The following is a 25,582-nucleotide window of genomic DNA, read 5'->3' on the forward strand; positions in this document are numbered from 1 at the left end:
CAACACAACACGCTCGCGGGCGGCGCCGAGTTCGCGGCGCTGTGGCTGGGCCAGGACGAATGACTCGTCACCGGCCCGACCGGCACGCCGCCGTCGTCGTCGGCGTCTGCGCGCAGCGCACCACCCCGCTCGTCGGCGGGGCCCGGGCCGCCGAGCTCGCCAGGCACGGCTGCTCCCTCGACCTGCACCCCCACTCCCCCGGTTCGGGTTCCAGGCGCTGGTACGCTCCTCGATCGCCGGGGCAGCCACGCCGACTGGGCTTCGACCGCGCCACCATCAAGATCACCGACGGCCGCTTCGGCGACGCCCTGAACGCCTCGATGCCCCCATCCCCTCCGACCCCCGCGCGTGACACCCGGTAACCGTTCGCTCGCACACGGCCGGAGGCGGGCGGGCGCCGCGGGCTCGCCGGGGCGGGGCGGTGCCGACGCGCGGGCGGCGTGTGGGGGGACCATGGACGGGTGCGAAACCTTCCAGGGCGTGACCAGGGAGCCGAGCCCTCCGAGGGCGTCGAACCCGCCGAGGGAGCCGATCAGCGGGCGCTCGGCGAGGCCCTGGTCCGGGCCTGCGCGGCCGCGGGGGCGTCCATCGGCATGCTCTACCTGCCCGACTCCGCCCGGCGCGTCCTCTACCTGGCGATGACCATCGGCCTTGCCCGTGAGTTCGCGCTGCCCTGGTCCCGGGTCACCGTGGACGATTCCATCCCGGTGGCCGACGCGGTCCGCGACGGACGGTTCGTCTGGCTGGGAGGCCAGGAGGAGACGGCCCGGCGCTACCCACGCCTCGGCCTCGTCCTGCCGTACGACTTCGCCCTCGCCGCCGCCCCGCTCGTCCCCGACCCTGCGCCCGAGGCGGCGGAGCCCACCGGGGCCGGTCTCGTCCTCCTGTGGCCCGGCTCCCACGCGCCCCACCTGACCGACCGGGAACGCGACGCCGTGGACTCGGCCTGCGGCCGTCTCGCCAACCACCTGCGCCGGGCCGCCGACGCCGGACACCCCGTCCATCCGCCGGCGCAGCCGGTCATGCTGCGACCGCTTCCCCCTCCCACACCCGGACCGGTCGAGGCGGCCGCCGCCATGGCCTTCATCCGCCGGCTGCCCGGAGGCAGCTGCGCACTCGATCTGAACGGCACGATCACCTTCATCACCGCCGAGGCGGCCGAGCTGCTGGGCGCACCCGTCTCCCGCCTCCGCGGTGCCCTGCCCTGGGAAGCGCTGCCCTGGATGGACACCCCCGCCATCGAGGACCACTACCGGGCCGCGGCGATCAGCCGGCTGCCGCGCAGCTTCACCGCCGCGCCCCCGATCGGCCGCTACCTGCGCTTCGACCTCTACCCGGACGACACCGGGATCAGCGTCCGCATCACCCCGGTCGCCGCCGACGAGCCCGTCCCGCCGCCCGCCCCGCCGACAGCCGTCCCCGCCGAGCCCTCACCCAGCCGAGCCACCGCCCTCTACCAGCTCATGCACCTGGCGGCCGCCCTCACGGAGGCCGTCCACGCCCGCGACGTCGTCGACCAGGCTGCCGACCTGCTCGTCCCCGCGCTCGGTGCCCAGGCCCTGGCCCTTCTGGTGGCCGAGGAGCAGCGTCTGCGCATCGTCGGCTTCCGCGGCTACACGGCCGAGCTCATGGCCCGCTACGACGGCATCCCGCTCGGCATCCACACGGCAAGCACCCATGGCCTGCGCACGGGCGAGCCGCTGTTCTTCGCGGACGCGGGCGAGCTCGCGGCCGCCTTCCCGGCCGTCGTGATCGGGGACGACATGGCGGCGTGGGCCTTCCTGCCCCTCATCGCGTCCGGCCGGCCCATCGGCACCCTCATCCTGGCCTACGCGCGTCCCCATACGTTCGTCCCCGGTGAACGGGCGATCCTGACCTCCCTCGCCGGACTCATCGCCCAGGCCCTGGACCGCGCCCGCCTCTACGACACCACCCACCAGCTCGCTCACACTCTGCAGACCGGCCTGCTGCCGCGCGCCCTGCCCCGCGTCCCGCACCTCGAAGTGGCGGCCCGCTACCTGCCGGCGGCGCACGGGTTCGACATCGGCGGCGACTTCTACGACCTCATCCGGATCGACGACACCACCGTCGCGGCCGCCGTCGGCGACGTCCAGGGTCACAACGTGAACGCCGCCGCCCTCATGGGCCAGGTCCGCACGGCCGTCCATGCCTCCGCCGGCGAGCCCCCGGCGGAGGTCCTCGCCCGCACCAACCGGCTCCTGACCGACCTCGAACCCGGACTTTTCACCAGCTGCGTGTACGCCCACATCGACCTCTCGGCCCGCACCGCCCACCTGGCCACGGCCGGCCACCCGCCCCCGCTGCTGCGCCACACGGGCGGCCCGGCGAAGATGCTCCGCCTGCCGCCCGGGCTGCTCCTCGGCATCGACCCGGACGCCTCGTACACGGCCGTCGAGATCCCGTTCGAGCAGGGCACCCTGCTCACCTTGTACACCGACGGGCTGGTCGAGGTTCCGGGCGAGGACCTCGAGGATGGCATCGCGGCGGTCGCCGCCCGCATCACCGCAACCCCCGAACGCCACCCGGTGAGCACGCTGGCGGACGACCTCATCGGCCGAGCCCGCGGCGGAGCCCCCCGTACCGACGACATCGCCCTGCTCCTGCTGCGCTTCGCCCAGGAGGGGCGGCACCCGTTCTGAGATCGACGTGTGCTGCCTTTGAATACCGGCCACGCCGGGACATCCCGGATCAGGGCGGGTTCAGGTCTGGTGCCACTCCAGGTAGGTGAACTCGTCCGCCGGGCTCGCGGGCGACGAGTAGCCGTTCGAGAGGACGGTGATGTTGACGGTCGCGGGCTTGCCGATGGCGATGGTCGCCTTGGGCACCGTGACGAGCAGTTGCTCGGGGGCGTAGTCGACGAGCTCGGCGAGGGCGTCTCCGAAGTAGACCTGGGAGTCCGAGGCGAAGTAGACGCCGTTGACCTGGACTTGGTCGCCGGCTCGGCCGCTGTCCGGGCTGATGCCGGTGACCACCACGGCGGCGGGGCCGCCGTAGGCGAACTGGCCGCGCGGAACGGCCGGGGAGGTGCCCAGACCACTGGTGACCCGGATGTCGACCACGCCGACGCCCTCCGGTGCCCAGGCGATCATCACGTCGTCGCGGAGGACGTGATTCCTGGTGCTCGACACCGTGCCGAAGTCGACCACGACACCCTGCTCGAATCCGCTGCCGACGATCTCGACGGGGGCACCGGCCGTGCCGACGGGGGTGACGAGGGTGACCACCGGACCCGACTGCACGTCAGGCGCGCCGAGGAGGCCCAGGTAGGTGGAGTTGGCGTGCTGGAAGGCCACCTGGCCCATGAAGTCCTGGGTCGACTGCTTCACCACGTTCGGGTCGACGGGGTCGTAGGTGTTGTTCAGCTGGTCGACCTTGCCCGGCTGGACGTAGACGTTGGGACCGGGGAGGCCGGCGAGCGTCGAGATCACGGCTTTGACGTCGTCGTCCGCCGCCGGGCCCGGAGGACTCGGGTACCACTGGTGGGCCACCGCAAGGTTGTTCCAGGCCTGCGGTACCAGGTCGTTCATGTTGTAGTGGCGCTCGCTCGCTTGCCATTCCAGGGAGTCGACGTAGGCGGCGAACTCCTCTCCGCCGGCGGTGGGGGCGGCGAAGGTGTGCAGCTCGAAGTTGGGCCTCCCGTTGGGCCATGTGAGCGACTGGAGATACGGGGCGACCATGGTCGCGATGCAGCCGCCCAGGCTGTGGCCGGTCACGTAGACCGTCGGGTTCGGCTGCGCCTGGCCCAGGGCGGTGGTGAGAGCCTGCGCCAGGGTGACACCCGCCGTGCTCATGGTCACGACCTCGGTGAACGCCTTCATCGCCCCCTTGGAGACGGGGACCGGGGACGGCATCCCGACGAGGTTGAACGGGACCACCGTGCCGACGTCGAGGTCCTCCAGCAGATCTGTCTCGCTGCCGACGGTGCCGCGGATCACCACGGCGAACGAGTTGGAGCTGTCGGTGTTCTTGGCGAGGTAGGCCATGTTGGCGTTGCCCGGACTCACCCCGAGCCAGCAGAGGACCCAGGTGCCCTGGGTCGCGAGCGAGGTGTCGGCCAGTTGCCGGTTGATGCCGAGGATGATCCGGGTGCTCTGCTCCGCAAGGGTCTCGCCCGAGGGGCGCGGGGTGGCGCCGGTCGCCGCGATCGCGGAGAGCGTCATGGTCACCTGTGGGACGGTCGGCTGATTCGCATCGGTCGCCATGCTCGCTCCTCTGGGATCACCCTGTCCGCGGCCGGAGCAGGTCGCCTCCAACCTACTTTTCGCCGGTGAAACCCGATGGGAGGCGGGTCCCGGGTTCACGCGATCGGGGCAGCAGCCCCTGAGGAAGTTGCTCCCGTCCGGCGGGGAGGCTCCAAGAGTCCGCTGTTCCGGCCGACAGTCGGCGAGCACGAACGGTGCCGCCGACGGCCGGCCGCCCGGTCCCAACCTCGCTCGACCGCACCAGACGATCCGCTCTCACGCATCGTGCGAGTGGGGGGATATCCCCCGGTCAAACCCGGAGGAAGCCACCAGCGCGGACCGCTCCTGCCCCAGGCCATGATCGTTTCACCGCCCAGGGAAACAAGAACGAGCCGAGGAGTTCAGCATGCCCCCGCACCACCAAACGATCGGCCGACGGAGGCTGCTCGCCGCGACGGCCGGGCTCGCGGCCACGGCCCTGCTGGCCCCCACAGCCTCCGCCACCACCACACCCACCCCGCCCACCCCGCCCGCCACCCCGGCGGCGAAAGGCGGGCAGGCCGAGGCGCTCCGCGCGCTGGAGCGCGCCGCCCACCCCCTGCGCTCGACGGAACCCGGCGGCAACACCACGGACCTGCGCGCGCTGGACGCCATGATCGGCGACGCCAAGGTGGTCGGACTGGGCGAAGCCACCCACGGTTCGCACGAGTTCTTCGCCATGAAGCAACGCGTCTTCAGTCACCTCGTCGAGGAGAAGGGCTTCACCACCTTCGCCCTGGAGATGAGCTGGACGGCCGGCCTGCGGATCGACGAGTACCTCCAGGGCGGCCCCGGCGACGCCCGGCGGATCGCCAAGGAGACGCTGACCGGATCGCCCTGGGAACGCGAGGAGTTCGTCAGCCTCATCGCCTGGATGCGGCGCTACAACGACCGCCACCCCGGCCGTAAGGTCCACTTCATGGGCAACGACATCGGAGCGCCCAAGCTCGGCGACGCCGTCTTCGACCGGGTGCTCTCGTACGTCCGTACGAGCCACCCCCAGAACGCCGTACGTCTTGAGGAGCTGTACGCGGGCCTGCGCCCCCTCGACGACGTCTTCGCCCACCTGCGCAAGCCCGTCGCCGAACGTCGCCTCGACGCCGCCACCGCCCAGCAGGCGTTCGACCTGGTCACCGCACACAAGGGGGCCGGCGACGACGCCTACGAATGGGCCGAGCAGCACGCCCGCAGCATCGCCCAGACCTTCGAGTTCACCTCGCTCGACCTGTCCGACCCCGCGTCGGTGTCCGCCGCGGAGCACCTCCGCGACCGGGTCATGGCCGACAACACCGCCTGGTGGCACCGCCGAACCGGCGACAAGATGCTGCTTTCGGCGCACAACGGCCACGTGGGCTACCTGGCCACCGACCCGGTGATGTACCCCACGACCCAGGGCGCCTTCCTGCGCGAGGCCCTCGGCCGGGACTACGCCGCCATCGGTTTCACCTTCGGCCGCGGCTCGTTCCTCACCGCGACCACCCTCGGCAGCCCTTGGAACAAGGTCACCGTCCCCGCGGCCACCCCCGACATGCAGGAGTACACCCTGGACCGGGTGCACCACCGCGACTACTACCTCGACCTGCGCGCCCTGCCCGCCGCGGGCCGCACCTGGCTGAACACTCCCCGCCCCACCTACGAGGCCGGCTCGTCCTTCAGGAAGGACCCGCTCCCCACCCTCGCCATCACCCGGGCCTACGACATCCTCATCCACCTCAACCAGATCCAGGCAGCCACGAACATCGCCCCATGACCGGGTGATGCCGGCCGAACCGCCCCGCTCCAAAGCTCCCGCTCTGAGCCGTACGGAAAGGCCCTGCCGCGGCGGTGAAGCCGCGGCAGGGCCGTGTGTGTGTTCCGTCGGTCAGGACGAGGAGGAGACCCCCTCGTCGAGAGCGACGACCAGCGGATCCGATTCCTGCGCCAGATAGTCGTGCCCCGGGTACTCCAGGTGGAGGTGCCCGGTCGGGTCACCGTCCTGCGCGAAGCCCTCGATGTTGGCGGCCAGGTAGGCCAGGGCATCGAGCCCGCCACGCACCTCCAGGGTCTCTCCGTCCGCGAGGACGGAGATCACCGCTTCGGCGTCCGCCTGCCGGAAGACGACGCGCGTCAGCGACCGGCTGTAGGGAGCCGGGTCGGCGACGTGGGAGAGACCCGTCTCGCCGAGGCCCCCGCGCACCTGCCGCCCGAAGGCGTACAGCTCGGCCCGGGACCCCGAGAGCGCAAGCTCTCCGGTCGCGTCACTCACCAGGACGTTCAGCATGGTTTCCCCTATGTTCCCTTCGGCCACCAGTCACCCGGCCGGATCGTAGCCGGATCGATCGGTGTGTGCGGATCCGCCATCGGGCCCTTGTCGATCGTCTTCTTGCCGATCTGGACTTCCAGGTTGAGATGCGGCTTGAGCTGCTGGACGTGCGTACTGTCCGGGTTCACGTCGAACCGGGCGATCTTCTTGAGTACCCGGCCGCTCTCGTCCGTGTGCTCCGCCATGAACTGGACACCACCGCTGCCGGACCGCACGATCCGCACCGGACCGCCGCCGCTGACGTGCGCGATGGCCCGGTCGATGGCCTCCTCCATCGAGATGCCGCAGTTGTGGACGAAGACCGGGGTCTGCCCCGCCACCACGTAGTACGTGTGGTGGCTGGCCACGGTGAGGTTGTGGACCCGCTTCTGTTGGGTCCAGGACTTCACCTGGGTGACCTGGACCCAGGTGCCCGAGGAGGTCTGGAGCCAGGAGCCGGCCTTCAGCTCGGCGGCGGTGATCCACGCCTTCAGGGTCGGGACCCAGAACGGGTGGCCGTCGGTCGCCGTGATGGTCTCCGACGCGTCGCCCCGGTCGCCATCGGTGTCGATGGTGACTTCCACCAGGTTCTTCCGGCCCTCGCCCACGATCTTGGCGACGACCGGCTCAGCCGTGGTGGTACCGGTCTTGGCGTCCGTGGAGACGACCTCGTCGCCGATCCGGACGTCCTCGATCGCCTTGGTCGAGCCGTCGGCGAGCAGCACTTGGGTGCCGGGCACGAAGCTGTTGCAGGTCTCGCCCTGCTCGGCCTTCTTGGCGGCTCCGCCGTGACCGCCGCCGTCGCCCTTCGCCTTCTCCTTGTTGTCGGCCTTCTTGGGCTCTTCGGCCTTCTTGGCCTTGCCGCCCTTGTCGGCCTTCTTGGCCTTGGCCGCGGCGTCCTTGGCCTGCCGCGCCGCGGTCGCCGCTGCCTCGTCGGCCTTCTTGGCCGCTGCGGCCGCGGCCTCTTGCGCGGCTCTTCTCGCCGCGGCCGCTTCCTCCTCCAGTTTTCGGGCCCGTTCGGCCGCTTCCTCGATCTGCCTCTTCCACTCGGCCAGGTCCTCGGCGTACTTCGCCATGGCCTGTTCGTAACGTTGGGCCCGGGAGATGATGTCCCGCGCGAGCTTCAGCTTGCCCATCCAGCTGTTGAACGCGTCCCAGGCCCGGTCCAGCGCCTTGAGGATCCGCTTGGCCTTGCCCGCGAAGGGCAGCGCCGCCTCGAAGGCGAGGCCCGCACAGGCACCCCAGTCGCCGCCCAGGCATGCCCGGATGTCGTTGTATCCGGACACGTCCTTCAGGATGCTCACCGCGACGTCGAGGGCGACGTCGAGCGCGCTGCGGCCGTTGGCCCAGTTCGCCCAGGCCAGTTCGGCGTCCGAGAAGTCCTTGATGGGCATGACCGGCGGGGCGATGGACTTGCCGGTCGGGTCGGTGAAGGTCACCGGCGAGTTGTTCGCGTAGGCGTAGGGCGCCATCTGCTTGGGCTCGTTGAAGTCGACCACGGGGTCGACCGACAGGAACCGTCCGGTCGCCGGGTCGTACTCGCGCGCACCCAGGTGGACCAGACCCGTGGACTCGTCCAGCTCCCCGCCGATGAAGCCCTTCTTGCCGGGCCAGACCGATGGGGCCTCGCCGCGTGCCTCGCCGAAGGGGGTGAACTTGCGGCGGGTGACCGCCTGCGTGGCGGCGTCCACGGCCGTGGTGGCCGTGCCGTTGTTGTCGCTGAGCAGGTACGAGGTCGACGTCACGCCGTCCTTGACGGTCTTGACCATCGTCGGGCCGGCGGGGTGGGCGTAGTACCGGTTGCTCTCGAACTTGCCGGCCTTGGTCAGCTTCACCTCGGTGCCGGGCAGGTAGAGCGTGGTGCCCGACGGATCCCGCTTGATGAGCCTGCTGCCCGCGGTGTCGTAGACGAACTCGGTCGTCTGCGAGCCCTCGGTGACCTTCGCGAGGTGCCCCTCGATGTCCCATTCCAGGTTCTGAGTGTTGCCCTGGACGGTCCGCGAGCGGGTGTTGCCGATCTCGTCGTAGGTGTAGGACTCGGTCCGCGAGCCACCGGGACCGGCGGTGTCGACCTTCGCGAGGCGGTTGGCTCCGTACGTGCCCGGGGTGCCGTGACCGTACGTGCGGATGACGTCCTTGGTCAGGTCACCGGTGGGAGAGTGCTTGGTCTCCTTGGTCCGGTTGCCGGCCGCGTCGAAGCCGTAGGACGACCAGTACGGGTTGGGACCGCCCACCTTGGGGGTGGAGCCCGGGCCCACCGCGCCCGGCTGGGCGGCGCAGTCGTCGGTCGCCGTCCAGGCGTCCGACATACGGCGCATGTAGTCGTAGGCGAAGCACTGCGTGTCGGTGGTCGCGGAGGCCTCCGGGCCCTCCTTGTCGGAGATCTTCAGGATGTTGCCGACCGTGTCGTACTCGTACGACGTGTCGTTGATCCGGCCCGGCGCCTTCTCCCGGTCGTTGACCGAGCGCGTCAGCCGCCGGGTCTGCTCGTCGAAGAAGTTGCTGGTGTACAACTGCGAGCCGGCCGGGCCCGCCTGCGTGCGCAGGACGTCGCCCATGGGCGAGTAGTCGATCTTGGAGACGAACGACTTGCCCGCGACGCCCATGGTGGTGGGCAGTTCGTAGCGGTTGTACGTCATCGTGACGCGCTCGGCGGGCAGTCCGCCGGCCGCGGGCAGCTGCGACCACGCCGTCAGACCGGTGTTGGGCCGGTAGCCGGCCGAGGACTCGTACGTGCCCGCCAGGCCGCCCTCGGACTGCGGGATCGTCACCGACGTACCGGTGGGCCGGTACTCGGTGTCGTAGCCGGTGACCGACGTGGTGTACGCGTTGCCGTTGACGTACCGGGTCGAGGACACGGCGAGTCCGAGGGCACCGGGGAGGGTGTCGTAGACCATCTCCGTGAGCTTGGGACCGCTGAGCGAACCCTCGTGCGTGGCCGTGGTGCGGCCCAGGGCGTCGTAGGCGAAGGCGATCGTCTTGCCCCGGGCGTCGGTGATCGACTCCAGGCGGTCGCCCTTGCCGTACGCCTTGGTCGCAACGCCCTTCTCGGGGTCGGAGACGCGGGTCTCGCGGCCGCGGATGTCGTACTCGAAGGACCAGGTGTCCCCGGCCTCGTTGACGACGCTCTGGAGCTGGCCCCGGCGGTCATAGGCGTACCGGGTCGTGTCGTACGGGCCGGTCGGCGAGTCCGAGCGGAAGAAGCGCAGCTCGGTCTTGCGGCCCTGGCCGTCGAGGAAGGCCTGGGTCGGGGTCTCGCCCTTCGGCGGGTCGACCGTGATCGAGTCGCCGCCGTAGCGGCTGGTCGTGCGGGAGGTCTCCTCGCCGAACTTCCGGGAGATCTGCGCGACCGAACGGCCCGACCCGTCGTACTGGGTCAGGGTCGAGGCCGGCACCTGGTTGTCCTTGGGCTCCCACTGGACGCCGGAGGGAGCACCGGCGGTGTAGTAGGCGCCGTTGGACTTCCAGACCTGGCCGAGGCTGTTGTAGAAGGTGTCGGCGATGATCCGACCGCCTCCGAGGGCCTCCATCTGGGTCTGGCGGATGCGCAGGCTGCTGTCGAAGATCTCGTAGCTGCTGCGGTACGTACCGTCGTCGAGCAGGCTCTTGGTCGAGATGACCACCGGCCCGTCGGTGCGCACGTCGTAGCCGAACTCCGCGTCCGGGGACTTGGTGTCGGGGTTGCGGTCCGGGGACCAGGCCTTGCTCACGCGGCCGAGGCCGTCGTACTGCATCACGGTGCGGCGGCCGTTGGTGTCCGTCTTGGCCAGGATGGAGCCGCGTCCGCGGTCGGTCTCCATGGTCTGGGTGTGGCCGAGCGGGTTGGTGCTGACGGTCTTGGTGACGATCTGGTCGGCGGCCGGCGTGTAGTCGACCTTCGTGACCTTGCCGAACGAGTCGGTGGTCGTCTTCGGACGGCCGTAGGCGTCGAAGGTGACCGATCCGTCCGTCACGTAGACCGGCTGACCACCCGCGTACCCGGACAGGGACTCGGTGCGGGTGACGTTGCCGACGGCGTCGTAGTAGACGCGCGCGTCGGACATGACGTCCTCGGGGCGCTTCACGTCGGTGGCGTCACAGGCCTTGCCGAGGGACTCGATCCGCTTCTGGCGGCCGATGATCCACAGGGATTCGTCCGACTCGTACTCGAAGCGGGTGCAGCTGTCGTCCTTCGGGTCGGCGACGTCGCCGAGGTCCGAGACGGTCTTCGGCAGACCGCGGTCGTCGAAGACCGTGTCCTGCGCGGTGCGGCGCCAGCCGCGGTTGTCCGACAGGAGGATCCGGGAGGCCACCTTGGCCGTGCCCCGGACGTAGGCCTCCATCGGCTCGATGCCCTCGCGGGCCCGGGAGGCGGTGGGTCCGTGCAGCCACGGCATGTACGTGGTCGCCGCTTCCAGCCGGCCGCCCTCGCCGTCGTACGCGAGCACCTCGCGGGTCTGGCCCGCGAAGAGGCGGTGGTCGGCGACCTCGTTGCCCTCGGAGTCCTTGACCTTGACCGACTTCTTGCCGCCCGAGGGGGCGGCGCGGTCGCCGTCGAGGCCGCGGAAGAACAGGCTCTCCGTCATGGCCCGCTTGTCGGGGGCCTCGCCGATCAGGGTGCGGACGCGCTCGTAGCCGCGCCACTGCGACCACGTGCGGGTGTTCGCCCGCATTGCCTCGGTCTCGTCGTCGTACGCCCACGCGGGCGCGCCCAGGTACTGGTACTGGGTGACGCGCGTCGGGGAGTTGCCGTTGCGGTCCTCTTCGGAGACCGTGTCGACGACGTGTTTGTGGAACCAGTCGGTGGTGTAGAGCTTCTTCTCGCGCTTGGGGTCGTTCGGGTCCGGTATCTCGTTGATCACCGGGTAGCAGCGCAGGGTGTTCGACTCGTGGGAGGCGGGCAGGATCTTGGGGTCCGAGGCCCGGCACTCCGGGTCGCGGTAGGTCACGTTGACGGTCGAACCGGTCTCGGTGTCGATCGCCATGATGCGGTAGCGCAGGTACGGCGGCTTGCCGTCGCCCATGCCGTCCACGCGGTTCGGGAGCTGCTTGCCGCGGAAGTTGACCGGCGGGAGGGTGATCTCCTGGCCGTTGCGGCCCGTGTGCTGGACGGCGGAGAGCCACAGCGGGTAGTCGGTGCCGTCACCGGTCTGCGGGAAGTCCTGGGTCAGCTTCCAGGTGTCCACCGGCTGGTGGGCGGTGCCGTTCCAGACCTTGGTGGTGATCTCGGTGAGGCGCTTGCGGGAGAAGAAGGTCGGCGTGAAGCGGGCCTTGCACTCCTCTCCCGCCCCGCAGAGCTGGTCGCCGGGGGTGTCCGGCCACATCTTGGCGATGTTCCAGTCGACCTCGGGCTTGAGCTTGCCCTCGGCGCAGTCGAAGTCCTTCGTCTTCAGGCAGCGCTCGGCGACGGTGAAGTCGACCTGGGCGGGCGCCGGGGCGAAGAGGTTGTCCTTGCGCAGGCCGTAGGAGACGTGGTCGAGCCAGCCGGCGCGGTCGTAGGCACGGTTGGTGGAACCACCGGCGATCTTGTAGTTCGACCCGTAGTGGTTGACCTCCTTGTTGTACCAGTAGGTCATCGCGTTGCCGCGGGGGTCGACGACGTAGTCCAGGTTCCAGCGGTAGGCCTGGTCGCAGACGGAGCCCGCGAAGTCACCGGACTTGAAGCAGTCCTCGCCGGGGTGGTTGCCGTAGACGGGGACGAGCAGGGCCGAGTTGGTGACCGGCTTGCCCGAGGTCCAGCCCGGGACCTTGTTCAGGCCGAAGTGGAACTGGATGCCCTGGGCGGTGGTGACGCGCCAGTGCTCGCCCTTCTTGTCGCCGTTGTCGGCGCCGGTCAGGAGCTCGACGCGTGAGCCGTCGTCCTGGGCCGGACGCCAGACGCCCGTCTTGTCATCCCGTACGAGCTGGGTGGAGCCGCCGTTGAGGGACATGGTGACGGCCGAGACGGCGTGGCAGAGGTCGCCGGTGTCGTCCTTCGGGTTGTTGAAGCCGGAACCCTCCTTCTTGTCCTGGCTGCACGGCAGGAACGAGCGCTCGATGAAGTTCGAGCCCAGGTCCCAGCCGTCGCCGACCCAGGAGGTCTGCTGCGAGGACGCGGAGGTGCGGCCGTCGATCTGCGCACTGGAGTAGCCGAGCGCCAGAGACGGGCTGGGGCCGCCGAGGGAGGCGGGGATCTCCAGCGGGTACGACCAGGAGAAGTCACCGGCGGAGCCGCCGGCCTGCCAGGTGCCCGTCGCGCTGAGCGAGGTGGCCTTGAAGGTGCCGTTCGCGCCGTCGGCGCTCGGCGCGGCGGCGAGCACCATCGGTGCGGCGCCGGCGGCCGAGGCCAGCATCATCGGCTGGGCGACCGACGGTGACGCCGACTTGGCGAAGGACCCGGCGGCCGGGGCCGAGGCCTCGCGGGCCGGGGCCTCGACGGTCGCCGTGAGCGTGCCGGTCTGCGCGTCGTTCCGCGTGGTGACGGGCGTGCCGTTACGGCACTCCGGCCGCTCAGGGGTGGTCAGCGCACAGGCGGGCAGGGCCGTGAGGCGCAGGCGCGAACCCCAGCTGCCGCCGTAGGCGTTCTTGAAGGCGTTGTAGTCGAGCTCCACCGACACCGGGGCGTCCCCGGTGCGGGCATCGGTCCGCTGCACGGTGAGGAGCAGGCCGTTCGGAACGCCGGCCCGGTCGGCCTGGGCGCGGTCGTGCAGGTCGACCCGGACCTTCACGTCGTCCTGGGCCTTGACGTCGTCCTGGGCCGGGGCACCGGGCGCGGGGGCGGTGAAGGCCTGCGGGCCCTTGGGCGCGCTGCGGGTCTGCGGCTGCGCCGTCGCTGCGGCGGCGAGCCGTACCGGCAGCGCCCCGGCCTTCACCTTGGGTGCGGCCGGAGCTTCGGGGCCGCCCGCCGCGGGCGCGGCGAGCGTCCCGGCGCGGGAGGCGGTGGGGGCGGCGGCCGCGGGGACCTGGACCTCGGCGGAGCCTGCTGCGGGCCAGGCGACCTTGGGGGCGCCGGTCCACTTGTTCCGCTGGGATTCCGCGGGGCCGGGTGCGGGTTTGCCGGTGACCGGCTTGCCCCCGACCTTGGTCAGTTTCTGCAGCTCCGGCTTGGCCGCGGCAGCGGCCGTCGCGGGCGGTGCGCTGAGTCCTGTGACGAGCAGGCTGACGGCAAGGGCTGGTATCGACCAGCCGAGCGAGCGTCTGCGCCGCCTGCCCTTACCGTACGAATTATGATTTGGCAAAGTAGATTCCGTGAAAAGTCACGCGTGAAAGCAATATACACGCTGTTTCGACAAGGACTCAAAAAGTAACAGCGAGGAGTGCGTCACACTTTATTACCGCCGTTGCCGCCGGTTTTCCGGAGCCTTTGACTGCACCAAGAACGGGCAAAGGCGGACAGGAAGCCTATGGAATAGGAATTTCCCCTTCCGCTTTATTCTTGGTGCATCCCACGTGAGAAGCTCACCCGGTCTTATTCGAGCCATCCGCGCGCGGAAGCCGGTTCCCGGGGCGCGCGGGACGACTTCAAGGAACACCCGTGAGACCACCCCTGGCGCGGCTCCGCGCCATCGGCCAGCCACGCCTGCGGGCATCGGCGCTGGTCACCACCGTGGCCCTGACTGCCGGCCTGCTGGCCGCGGCACCCGCCGCCCTGGCGGCCGGTGCCCGCCACGCGGCCGCCGGAAGCGAGGCTCCCGCCGCCCGGATCGATGCCGAAAGGGCGGCCGCAGAGGCACAGCGGACCGGCAAGCCGGTCGAGATCGTGAGCGGGCGCACCGAGACCGACGACGTCTGGGCCAACCCCGACGGGACCAAGACGGCCAATCGGGCTCTGGTGCCCGTCCGAGTCCGCAAGGCCGGAAAGCTGATTCCGGTCGATACCACGCTGGAGCGCGGCTCCGACGGACGCATCGCACCTAAAGCAACGGCAATGGGCCTGACCTTCTCCGGCGGCGGTGAGGCTCCGCTGGCTGTGATGTCGGAAAACGGCCGTGATGTCTCCCTGTCCTGGCCCAAGCCGCTTCCCGAGCCGAAGCTGGAGGGCGACAGCGCCGTCTACCCCGAGGTCCTCCCCGGAGTCGACCTGCGCGTCAGCGCGACCGTCGACAGCTTCTCCCACGCCCTGATCGTCAAATCCCGCGAGGCGGCGGCCAATCCAGCCCTCGCGCAGCTCGACTTCGGTCTCAAGGCCAAGGGACTGACCGTACGCGCCGAGGCCGACGGCCAACTGCGCGCGCTGGACCCGAACGGCCAGACCGTATTCGGCTCGGCGAAGCCGCAGATGTGGGACGCGGGCGGGCAGAAGACCGCCGAGCCCCAGGCCCAGCCCCAGACCCAGACCCAGGCCCCCGAGGCCGCCGCCCCGGCGACCCCCGCCGCCAAGACGCCGCGCTCGGCCGCCGCCGCAGCAGCGGCAGCCCCGCAGGCCGCCCCTCAGGCGCCCGCAGCCGCGGCCCCCGCACCCCCCGCCGCCCCGGTCGAGGGCGTCACCACCGGCTCCAAGCAGGCCGACCTCGGCATCCGGCTCTCCGGGTCCACGCTGACGCTGACCCCGGACCAGAGCCTGCTGCGGGCCCCGGACACCACGTACCCGGTCGTCATCGACCCGACCTGGGACGCCTGGAAGCAGGCCTGGACGATCGCGTACAAGCACAACGCGTTCCCGTCCTCGTCGAGCACCAACTACTGGAACGGCGGCACGCTCAGCAAGGACGCCCGCGTCGGCTGCGCCAAGGACGCCGCCAACGGCAACGCGGTGATCTGCGCCAAGACCTTCTTCCAGGTCGGCATGACCGACTACTGGGACAAGCAGATCATCGAGTCGACCCTGCGCATCAAGCAGAAGTCGGCCGGCTCCTGGAGCTGCAAGTCCGGTGACATCCAGGTCTGGGACACCGGCACCATCTCCAAGTCCACCACCTGGAACAACCAGCCGAACTGGGTCCGGATGGTCGACGCGACCGGCCAGTCCTACGGCGGGCGCAACTGCCCCGGTGACGGCGACCTGATCGAGCTGAACGTGAAGTCGGCCGTAGCGACGGCCACCCAGAAGCACTGGGGCAACTGGACGTTCGGTCTGAAGGCGGCCAAGGACACCGTCGACGTCTCCTGGCGCAAGCTCGACCCGAACAGCGCCCGGATCTCGGTCACCTTCAACACCACCCCGGAGAAGGTGACCGAGCGGTCCACCGACCCCTCCGTCCCCTGCACCGGCGGCATCATCGGGACGACCGACCAGGTCGTCCTGCGGGCCCGCGTGAAGGACAAGGACAAGGAGGACATCAATCTCTGGGCCGAGTTCCACTACTGGAAGGACGGCACCTCGACCCAGACCAAGGTCGAAAAGAAGATCACCAACGGCAATGTGGCCCAGCTGCCCATCCCCGCGACCGGGCTCGACGGCACCTACCGCTGGGACGTCCGGGCGCTGGACAAGGTCGGCACCCCCGGCCCCTGGGCGGGTCAGTGCACCTTCACGATCGACCGCACCCGGCCGGACAAGACCCCGTCCGTGAAGTCCGTCCAGTTCCCCGAGAACGAGGACGATCCCGAGAAGACGGGCTTCGCCCGCACCGAGGGCGTCTTCACCCTGGGCGCCAACGGCGTGAAGGACGTCACCGCCTTCGAGTGGTGGACCGACTCCAACCCCAAGGTCAACAAGGTCGCGCCGACCACCCAGGGCGGCTCGGTCGACGTCAAGTACACGCCGACCACTGCCGGTCCGCAGCGGCTCTTCGTCCGCAGCCTGGACGCCTCCGGCAACCGGTCGAACCTGAAGGAATACCTCTTCTACGCCAAGCGCCTGGCCACCCGTGACAAGCACGGCGACCTCAACGGCGACGGCACGGTCGACATCTGGAGCGTCGACCCGGGCGCCGGCACCCTGTGGCTGCACCCGGGCAAGGGCGACGGCACCTTCGACCTGTCCCGCCAGCTCGACCAGGGTTCCTTCGCCGACGCCACCTCGCTGGCGCACCGCGGCAGCTGGAACGAGGACTACTACGAGGACCTCGTCGTCCTGCGGCCCGGTCCCGACGGTTCGCGCAAGAACCTGTACGTCTACCCGAACAAGGGCGACGGCGATCTCGAAACCGCGGACGCCAACCGCCAGGAACTCCAGGTCGGCAACCCCGACGCGGACGACCACTGGGCCAATGCCGACCAGGTCGTCTCCATCGGCAGCGTCAACGACGACAACGGCGACGGGCGCACCGACGACAACGACCAGCCCGACCTGCTGGTCAAGTCCGGCGACCAGCTGTGGCTGTACCTCGGTTCCACGGTCGGCTTCCTGGACGCGTTCGGCGAGCCCGTCGGGCTCGGCAACGCCGACTGGAAGAACATGACGATCATGGCGCCCGGCGACCTCAACGGCGACCAGCTGCCCGAGGTCTGGGCCCGCGACACCGTCAGCGGCAAGATCCACCAGTACACCAGCCGCCGCACCACGGAGCCCGGCGCGACCACCACCGCCGACCTCGCGGTCTTCGGTGAGCCCTCCGCCCGCGAGAGCGCGATCGCCACCGGATTCACCGGCGCCGCGTACCCGCACCTGTCCAGCAACGGCGACTTCGAGACCGACGGCTTCGCGGACCTGTGGTCCCGCGGCGGCGACGGCCGGATCACCGAGTTCCCGGGCCGGGCCGCGTCCGCCGGCTCCGCCTTCGCGGCGGGCCGTCCGCTGGTCCTCGGCGGCACCTCGTGGTCCGAGTGCCAGGCCTTCACCTCGACGGCCACCGGCACGCACACGCTGTGCGGTCCGATCCTGTCCAAGTTCCTGGCCAAGGGCGGCACGTCGCTCGGCTACCCGACGACCGACGTCCTCGTCCCCGGCGACGGGGTGGGCCGGTACGTGAACCTCCGCGGTGCGGGCGCGACCAGCGACAACGGCTCCATCTACTGGCACCCCAGCAGCGGTGCCTGGGTCGTGTGGGGCGCCATCCGGGCCAAGTGGCTCAGCATGGGCGCCGAGAAGTCCATCATGGGCTACCCCACCTCCGACGAGGTCAAGAACTTCGACGGCGCGGGCTACAACTCCACCTTCTCCTCCACCGCGGGCGGCAAGGGCGGCATCTACTGGTCCGCCGAGACCGGCGCCTGGTCCGTCCACGGATCGATCTTCAACAAGTACACCTCGCTCGGCGGCCCGGCCAGTTACCTCGGCTACCCGACCACGGACGAGACGAACGTGGGCGACGGCAGCGTGGCCCGCTTCAACCACTTCCGCAAGCGCTCCGACTCCGCCGACACCGGCTCCGTTTACTGGAGCAAGGCCAACGGCTCCTGGTCGGTGTTCGGTTCGATCCGCAAGAAGTGGATCGCGCTGGGCGGCGAGAAGAGCACCCTCGGCTACCCCACCTCCGACGAGTACGACGTCGCGGGCGGCCCCCGGGAGGACTTCGAGAAGGGCTACATCCGCCACAACCGCACCACCGGCGCCACCGTCGAGCACCAGCCCGCCGACCGGACCGCGCACCTGCGGACCGACCTCTCGGGCGACTTCAACGGGGATGGCCGCAGCGACCTGGCCACCGCGTACGACTACGGCGACGGCACCACCGCGCTGTGGGTCTTCGACGCCCTGCCCAGCGGCGGCTTCTCGGAGCCGACGGTCCGCTGGACCAGCGCCAAGGGCGGCTTCTCCGCCGACCAGGCCAAGTGGGTCGCGGGTGACTTCAACGGCGACGGCCGGGCCGACATCGGCGCCTGGTACGGGTACGACGACGGCAGCACCGCGCTGTGGAACTTCGTCTCCAACGCCACGGGCACCTTCACCCCGGTGAAGAGCATCACCGTCGCCAAGGGCGTGTACACCTGGGCCAAGTCCCAGCCCCTGGCGGGTGACTTCAACGGCGACAAGCGGGCCGACCTCGCCCTGATCCAGGATTACGGCAACGGCGACACGGGCGCCCACACGTGGACGTCCAAGGGCGACAACACCTTCAACGCCTCCGTCGCGAGCTGGCGCACAGGCGCCGGCAAGTGGTGGATCGACTACGCCACCTTCCGCGTCGGCGACATGAACGGCGACGGCCGGGACGACTTCCTGGCCATGTACGGCTATGCCTCCTACGGCACGGCCCTGTTCACCGGACTCGCCCAGCCGAACGGCGGCTTCGCCGCCCCGGTGAAGCACTGGGCGAAGCCCGCCGGGGTCTGGGAGTACGCGAAGACGAAGCTGGCCGTTGGCGACTACGACGGCGACAAGCGCGCCGACGTCGCCCTGATGTACGACCACGGTGACGGCCACTCCTCGCTGGACACCCTGCTCGGCAAGGCCGACGGCACGGTCGGCGAGAACGTCCGCAGCTGGGACACGCCGGAGGGGAGCTGGTACGGCACCAGCGCCGCCCTGCCGGTCTCGGGCGACACCGACGGTGACGGCCGGGAGGACATCGGCATCGTGTACAACTACGCGAGCGGCGCCTCCAGCGCCTTCACGTTCAAGAGCCGCCCGGACGGCGGCTTCGAGAACAGCCTCCAGAGCTGGCAGGCCCTGCCCGGCACCTGGTGACCCCGCCGGCTCCGCGCCGGTAGGCCCCCAACGGCCCCGCACCTTCACCGAAGGTGCGGGGCCTCGCCGCTCACGGCCAAGAGGCAGTGCAGCGCTGGACGACCATCTGACCCGGATCCGCCCCCTCAACGGCAACATGGTGTTCACCACAACGCACACCCGGGGTAACAACCGCTTTCTAGCGTGACCGACCGTGGGATCACGGCCGTGAACAGGGTTGCCGGAAACCACTCATGACGGCCCATCGTCCCCGTCCTGTCAACGGCGCCATACGGGGCTCCGCATCGCATCACCTGCACCCAGCCCCACCGGGAGGCGTGGCATGAGCACCACCGAGTCACGACAGACGACGACAGAAGCGACGAGGACCGCTGCCGACCAGGCGGTCAAGGAGACGCTGGAGGACTACACCCTCCGTTTCGCACCCCGCAGTTACCGCCGCTGGACCCCCATGGTCGTGGCCACCACGGCCCTCGGCGGCATCGCCTACATGGCCGACTTCTCCATCGGCGCCGGCATCGGCCTGGCCCACGGCACCGGCAACGCGCTCGTGGCCATCGCCGTCGCCGCGGTCGTCATCTTCATCACCGGATTCCCACTGGCCTACTACGGCGCGCGCTACAACATCGACCTCGACCTGATCACCCGCGGCTCCGGCTTCGGCTACTACGGCTCGGTCGTCACCAGCGTCATCTTCGCCAGCTTCACCTTCATCTTCTTCGCCCTCGAAGGCTCGATCATGGCCCAGGGCCTCAAGCTTGGCCTCGGACTGCCGCTGTGGCTGGGCTACGCCGTCTCCACGCTCATGGTGATCCCACTGGTCGTCTACGGCATGAAGGCGCTCAGCACGCTCCAGGTGTGGACCACCCCGATCTGGCTGCTGCTCATGGCCGGTCCGCTGGTCTATCTGATCGCCAACGACCCCGGCACCGTCGACCGCTTCCTGGCCTACCCCGGCACGAACGGCGACGGCGCCGTGAACACCGCCTCCGTCATGCTCGGAGCGGGTGTGTGCCTGTCCTTGATCGCGCAGATCGGCGAGCAGATCGACTACCTGCGCTTCATGCCGCCCAAGACCGAGGCGAACAAGCGCACCTGGTGGACCGCCGTGGTAATGGCCGGCCCCGGGTGGGTCGTGCTCGGTGCGCTCAAGCAGGCCATCGGTGTCTTCCTCGCCGTCCACATCATCGCCGAGGTCGGACCGGCTGCCGCGCCCGAGCCCATCCAGCAGTTCCGCAGCGCCTTCGACGCGATGATGCCGTCCTGGATGGTCGTCCCGCTGGCCGTGGTCCTGGTGGTCATCAGCCAGATCAAGATCAACGTGACGAACGCATACTCCGGCTCACTGGCCTGGACCAACTCCTTCACCCGCGTCACCAAGCACTACCCCGGCCGTATGGTCTTCGTCCTGGTCAACCTGGCCTTCGCACTCGCCCTGATGGAGGCCGACATGTTCAGCTTCCTGGGCAGCATCCTGGGCTTCTACTCGAACTGCGCGATCGCCTGGGTGGTCACCGTGGCCACCGACATAGGCATCAACAAGTACGCGCTGAAGCTGTCCCCGCTCCAGCCGGAGTTCCGCCGGGGCATGCTCCACGCGATCAATCCGGTCGGCGTCGTGGCCTTCGTCGCCGCCTCCGGCCTGTCGATCGCGATGTATTTCCACCTCCTCGGCGACACCCTCCAGCCGTACTCGCCCGTGGCCGCAGCCGTCATCGCCTTCGTCGTCACCCCGCTGATGGCCGTGGTCACCAAGGGCCGCTACTACTTGCGCCGCACCGACGACGGCATCAGCGAGCCCCTGCTGGACACCGACGGGAACCCCAGCGCAGCCACCCTCGACTGCCACGTCTGCCACCAGCCCTACGAGCGCCCCGACCTCGCCGCCTGTCTCACCCACGACGCGGTCGTCTGCTCGCTGTGCCTGAGTACGGACAAGATCGGCGACCACGTCCTGCCGGCCACCGTGTAGGACAGCCCCGTTCGGGGTGAGGTGCGGTCGATGACCGACGTAAGTGCACCCGGCGCGCCCTGTCCGAGCTCCGTCAGCGGCTCAGCAAGTCGATCTCCACCAGCTCCTCCTCGGACAGGAGCCCCCCGTGCAGCGCCTCCAGGTTCTGGTCCAGCTGGATCACGCTGCTCGCGCCGATGATCACCGACACCACCCGGGGGTCGCGCAGCACCCAGGAGATCGCCAGCTGCGCCAGACTCTGTCCGCGTCGCGCCGCCAGCTCGCCCAGTGTCCGCAGCCGCTCCAGCTTGGCGCCGCTCAGCGCCTCCTCCTTGAGGAAGTGCCCGACAGACATCCGCGACCCGGCGGGCACCGCGCCGTCGAGGTACCGACTCGTCAGAAGGCCCTGTGCGAGCGGTGAGTAGGCGATCAGGCTGGTGCGGGGTCACCCACCGCGTCCAGCAGTCCGTCCTCCGGGGTGCGGTCGAGGATCGAGTAGCGGGCCTGGTTCAGCAGCACCGGTGTGCCCAGCTCCCGCAGGATCGCCACCGCCTCGCGGTGCTGCTCGGCCGGATAGTTGGAGATGCCGGCGTACAGCGCCCTGCCGGAGCGCACGGCCGTGTTCAGCGCCCCCATGGTTTCCTCGAGCGGGGTCTCGGGATCGTGGCGGTGCGAATAGAACACGTCCACGTACTCCAGACCCGTACGCCGGAGTGACTGGTCCAGGCTTGCCAGCAGGTACTTGCGGCCGCCACCGTCCCCGTAGGGACCGGGCCACATGTCGTAGCCCGCCTTGGAGGCGATGAACAGCTCATCCCGGTACGGACGGAAGTCCTGTACGAACAGGCGGCCGAAGTTGCGCTCCGCGCTCCCGTACGGCGGGCCGTAGTTGTTCGCCAGGTCGAAATGCGTGACGCCCCGGTCGAAGGCCCGGCGCAGCACCGCCCGCTATTTGGCGACGGTGAACCCTTGATCCGTTCCGTACTTGGCACTTGCGGCCCTCCAGGCCTCCAGCCCCTGGGCCAGCGTCGTAGAGGAGACGTACGCCTTGCCCACGGTGTCGTTGAAGACGGAGTTCGCGTACACCTGGTACGGCAGGTACGACCAGCCCGCGGCGACGTCACGGGCCGCGTCGGCCAGGATCCGGTTGGCCTGCTGCCCCCCGAAGTAGGGGAACGGGCTGTCCAGGAAGGCCTGCGACTCCAGGTCGGCCCGCGTGGCGGGGAAGGCGCCCTCGGAGACGCGGGCCGTGGCGCCGGCTCCCGTGGTCGCGTACTCGATGAAGGCGTAGGCCAGCGCCTTGTTCTTCGATGCCTTCGGCACAGCGAGGGAGCTACCCCCGTTCTCCGCACCCGCCTTGGCACCCTTGGTCCACTGCGGGAGGGGCGCCACGCGCCAGTCCCCCGACGCGGCAGGTGCACCCGAGACGAAGTTGGCGGGCATCCAGGCCCCCATGGACAGGGTGGCGATGTTGCCGTCCGACAGACCCTTGTACCACTCGTCGCTCCAGGAAGTGACCGGCGCGAGCAGTCGCTCGTCGATGAGTTTTTGCCAGGTACCCGCGTACCGAGCCGTGCCGGTGTCGCCGAAGTCGATGCCGATCTCGGTGCCCTCCACCTTGTACGGGCGTCCGCCCGCCTGCCAGATCAGGCTGGTCGTGGCGCCGGCGTCCCCGGTGTCGTTCGTGATGTAGAGCTTCGGGTCGGCCTTGTGCAGGGCGCGCGCCGCTTCGACGTACTCGTCCCAGGTGGTGGGGACGGCGATGCCGTACCGGTCGAAGACCTTCTTGTTGTAGAACAGCGCCATGGGTCCGGAGTCCATGGGGAGGGCGTAGATCCCCTTGCCGTACTTGACCGCGCTCCAGGGACCGGTGGTGAAGGCCTGGTCGTGGGCGGATGCGCCGTAGGAGGAGAGCTCCTCCAGGGATTTGCCGATGGCGAACTGGCCGACGGCGTAGTACTCGACCTGGGCCACGTCCGGGGCTCCCGAACCGGCGGCGACGGCGTTCTGCAGCGCGGTGTACTGCTTGTCTCCCGTGCCCGCGTTGACGAGCTCGATGTCCACCTTCGGATACTTCTTCTCGAAGTCGGCGGCCACCTTCTTCAGCGTGGGCTCCCACGCCCACACCGTCACCTTGCCTCCGGCTTCGAGTGCTGACGCCACGTCCTTCACGGAATTGTCGGCCCCCGGGTCCGGTGAACCGCAGGCGGTCATGCCGAGGGTCAGGGCGCACGTCGCTGCGACGGCGGCGTAGATCCGGCGGCGGCTGTTCGTTCTCATCGGTGGTGCTCCTGGTTCGGTGTGCGGATGAGGTGGGTCGGGACGAAGCACGGAGCCGGGCGCGTCACTCCTTGACGCTGCCGGCGGCCAGGCCTGACTGCCAGTAGCGCTGGAGCAGGAGAAAGATCACGACGATCGGCGCGATGGTGAGCAGGGATCCGGTGATGATGAGGTCGAACACGGGCTCGCCGCCCGCAGTCCTGGCCTGAGCGCTCCAGGCGTTGAGACCAAGAGTGAGCGGGTACCAGTCCGGATCCTTGATCATGATCAGCGGCAGGAAGTAGTTGTTCCAGGTCGCGACCATGGAGAAGAGCAGAACGGTCACGGTTCCCGGCATCAGCAACGGCAGGGCGACCCTGAAGAAGATGCGCAGCTCGCCGGCGCCGTCGATGCGGGCGGCTTCGAGCAGTTCGGAAGGGACCGCTTCCGCGGTGAACACCCACATCAGGTAGAGCCCGAAGGGCGAGACCAGGGAGGGGATGATCACTGCCCAAGGGGTGTTGGCCAGGCCCATGCCGCTGAACATCAGGAACGTGGGGACGGCGAGGGCCGTGCCGGGGACGGCCACGGCCCCGATGACGACGGCGAACACGGCCCGGCGGCCCGGGAACTCGTACACGGCCAGCGCGTATCCGCCGAGGACCGCGAGCAGCGTCGCACCACCCGCGCCGGCTGCGACGTACAGCAGCGTGTTGAGCGTCCAGCGGACGAAGGCGCCGTCGTCGTAGGTCAGCGTGCGGGAGATGTTGTCCCAGAGCTGGAAGTCCTTGCCGAGCCACAGGCCGAAGGAGTCGAGGAGGTCCTCCTGGTCCTTGGTGGCGTTGATGACCAGCCAGACGAGAGGCAGGAGGGTGTAGACGAGGACCAGGGCGGTCACCAGGGTCAGCGGGATGCTGGGCCCGGGGTCCAGCGGGGTGTGGGGCCGTCGGCGGCGACGCGGCGACGACGGACGGGGTGGTCCGGCGGCAGGGGGCCTTCGTGATCCGACGGCAGCGATGTTCGAGTCCGCGCCGGAGTGGACGGTGCGCTCCCTGGTGTCCGAGGAGACACCGGTGGGGTCCGTGATCATGTGCTCAGCCCTTCCGCATGCCGCGGAGCTGCACCGCGTAGGCGATGACCGCGGTGAAGACGCCCATCACGATGGCGACGGTCGCCGCGTAGTTGTGCTGCTGCCCGGAGAAGGCCAGCGAGTACGTGTAGAGGTTCGGGGTGTAGTCGGTCGTGATCGCATTGGGAGCGAGGTTCTGCATGATGTTCGGCTCGTTGAACAACTGGAAGCTGCCGATGATCGAGAAGATCGTCGCGATGACCACCGCACTGCGGATGGCCGGCAGTTTGATCGCGGCGACGATGCGCCACTCCCCGGCGCCGTCGATGGCCGCCGCCTCGTAGAGGGAGCGCGGAACCACCTTCAGGGCGGCATAGAAGATCAAGGTGTTGTAGCCGACGAACTCCCAGGTCACGACGTTGCCTATGGAGGCGAGCACCAAAGAGGGCGAGAGCGGATCCGGCAGGGCCAGGCCGAACGCGTCGTTCAGGTTGCCCACCAGGCCGAACCTGGAGCCGTAGATGAACCCCCACATCAGGCTGGCGACCACGGCCGGTACGGCGTAGGGCAGGAAGACGGCCACCCTGAAGAAGGCCTTGCCGTACAGCCGGCCGCTGTCGATGGCGAGCGCGACGAGCAGCGCGATCCCCAGCATCACCGGCACCTGGACGAGCAGGAACAGCCCGACCCGTGCCGATCCCTCCCAGAACCGCGCATCGGTCAGCGCTTGGAGATAGTTGTCCGCGCCGACGAACGAGGTGCCTCCGATGAGCCGGTCGCGCATCAGGCTGAGGTAGAACGCGTACCCGATGGGAGCCAGGAAGACCAGGGCGAACACCGCTGCGAACGGTCCGGCGAACCACCAGCCGACGAGGGCGTTCCGACGTGCGCGTGAACGGGAACGGGGCGGGGAGACTGCTTTTGCCGGTGCCGGCAGGAGCGTCATGGTGGGTCCTTGTGTCAGTGACCTACAGGTCCGCGACGGAGGGAAGAAGTGACGGCCTCGGGCCGGAATCGGCCTCATTGGGCAGGACCTGATGAGAAATGTTTACGTAACCATCGGTCCCGCGATGGTGGCACTCCCACTTGGGAGCGTCAAGCACCTTGCGCCCGCCGGGCCGAAAAATGCCGACCCGGGGCGTCACAGGTGAAGTTGGGTGAAGGAGCGCCACCCGGGCCGGCCGTGACGATTCACGTCCGACTGCTTGACAGGCCCTGACGCGGCTCCCAGACTCGCAGCCAGCCACTGGATGTTTACGTAAACATTGCAGAGATGGAACACCGACTTCACCGCGCACCCCACTCCATCCGC

At 69.5% G+C, this 25,582-nt stretch carries 11 protein-coding genes and 1 pseudogene; 5 read left to right on the plus strand and 7 right to left on the minus strand.

Annotation, left to right across the window (positions count from 1 at the left end):
• Positions 1-59: 59 nt before the first annotated feature.
• The gene (locus OG509_RS01800) at positions 60-362 is read left to right on the plus strand and encodes a hypothetical protein (RefSeq protein ID WP_406179464.1); all 303 of its coding nucleotides are present in this window, start codon (positions 60-62) and stop codon (positions 360-362) included.
• A 99-nt stretch (positions 363-461) separates the two neighbouring features.
• Positions 462-2,660 (plus strand): SpoIIE family protein phosphatase, encoded by a 2,199-nt coding sequence (locus OG509_RS01805; protein ID WP_406179465.1) that lies wholly within the window; start codon positions 462-464, stop codon positions 2,658-2,660.
• 60 nt (positions 2,661-2,720) lie between these two features.
• Here the strand turns inward: OG509_RS01805 and OG509_RS01810 are convergent, their stop codons facing one another.
• Positions 2,721-4,223, minus strand: coding sequence for a lipase family protein (locus tag OG509_RS01810; RefSeq protein WP_406179467.1), 1,503 nt, complete (start codon positions 4,221-4,223; stop codon positions 2,721-2,723).
• A gap of 385 nt (positions 4,224-4,608) precedes the next feature.
• Here OG509_RS01810 and OG509_RS01815 point away from each other — a divergent pair, with 385 nt between their 5' ends.
• Positions 4,609-5,991, plus strand: a complete 1,383-nt coding sequence (locus OG509_RS01815) for an erythromycin esterase family protein (protein WP_406179469.1) — start codon at positions 4,609-4,611, stop codon at positions 5,989-5,991.
• Between the two features lie 111 nt (positions 5,992-6,102).
• Here the strand turns inward: OG509_RS01815 and OG509_RS01820 are convergent, their stop codons facing one another.
• Both OG509_RS01820 and OG509_RS01825 read right to left on the minus strand, forming a co-directional pair.
• On the minus strand, positions 6,103-6,501 hold the full coding sequence (locus tag OG509_RS01820) for a hypothetical protein (protein ID WP_406179470.1): 399 nt from the start codon (positions 6,499-6,501) through the stop codon (positions 6,103-6,105).
• A gap of 8 nt (positions 6,502-6,509) precedes the next feature.
• Entirely contained in the window at positions 6,510-13,718 is a 7,209-nt protein-coding gene (locus OG509_RS01825) for a polymorphic toxin-type HINT domain-containing protein (protein ID WP_406179471.1), read from the minus strand.
• 296 nt (positions 13,719-14,014) lie between these two features.
• On the opposite strand from OG509_RS01825, the gene OG509_RS01830 reads away from it, so the two are divergent.
• On the plus strand, positions 14,015-18,991 hold the full coding sequence (locus OG509_RS01830) for an FG-GAP-like repeat-containing protein (RefSeq protein WP_406179473.1): 4,977 nt from the start codon (positions 14,015-14,017) through the stop codon (positions 18,989-18,991).
• Positions 18,992-19,313: 322 nt separating this feature from the next.
• Positions 19,314-20,963, plus strand: a complete 1,650-nt coding sequence (locus OG509_RS01835; RefSeq protein WP_406179475.1) for a purine-cytosine permease family protein — start codon at positions 19,314-19,316, stop codon at positions 20,961-20,963.
• Positions 20,964-21,036: 73 nt separating this feature from the next.
• Here the strand turns inward: OG509_RS01835 and OG509_RS01840 are convergent.
• The 4 genes and pseudogenes from OG509_RS01840 to OG509_RS01855 form a co-directional block, all read right to left on the minus strand.
• A pseudogene (locus tag OG509_RS01840) lies at positions 21,037-21,890 on the minus strand (aldo/keto reductase); the annotation flags it as partial.
• Positions 21,891-23,222, minus strand: coding sequence for an ABC transporter substrate-binding protein (locus OG509_RS01845; protein WP_406179476.1), 1,332 nt, complete (start codon positions 23,220-23,222; stop codon positions 21,891-21,893).
• A 64-nt stretch (positions 23,223-23,286) separates the two neighbouring features.
• Positions 23,287-24,291 (minus strand): carbohydrate ABC transporter permease, encoded by a 1,005-nt coding sequence (locus OG509_RS01850; protein ID WP_406179477.1) that lies wholly within the window; start codon positions 24,289-24,291, stop codon positions 23,287-23,289.
• A gap of 4 nt (positions 24,292-24,295) precedes the next feature.
• The gene (locus tag OG509_RS01855) at positions 24,296-25,216 is read right to left on the minus strand and encodes a carbohydrate ABC transporter permease (RefSeq protein ID WP_406179479.1); all 921 of its coding nucleotides are present in this window, start codon (positions 25,214-25,216) and stop codon (positions 24,296-24,298) included.
• Positions 25,217-25,582: the final 366 nt, after the last annotated feature.

This window comes from Streptomyces sp. NBC_01006, assembly GCF_045162725.1.
Taxonomy (GTDB): domain Bacteria; phylum Actinomycetota; class Actinomycetes; order Streptomycetales; family Streptomycetaceae; genus Streptomyces.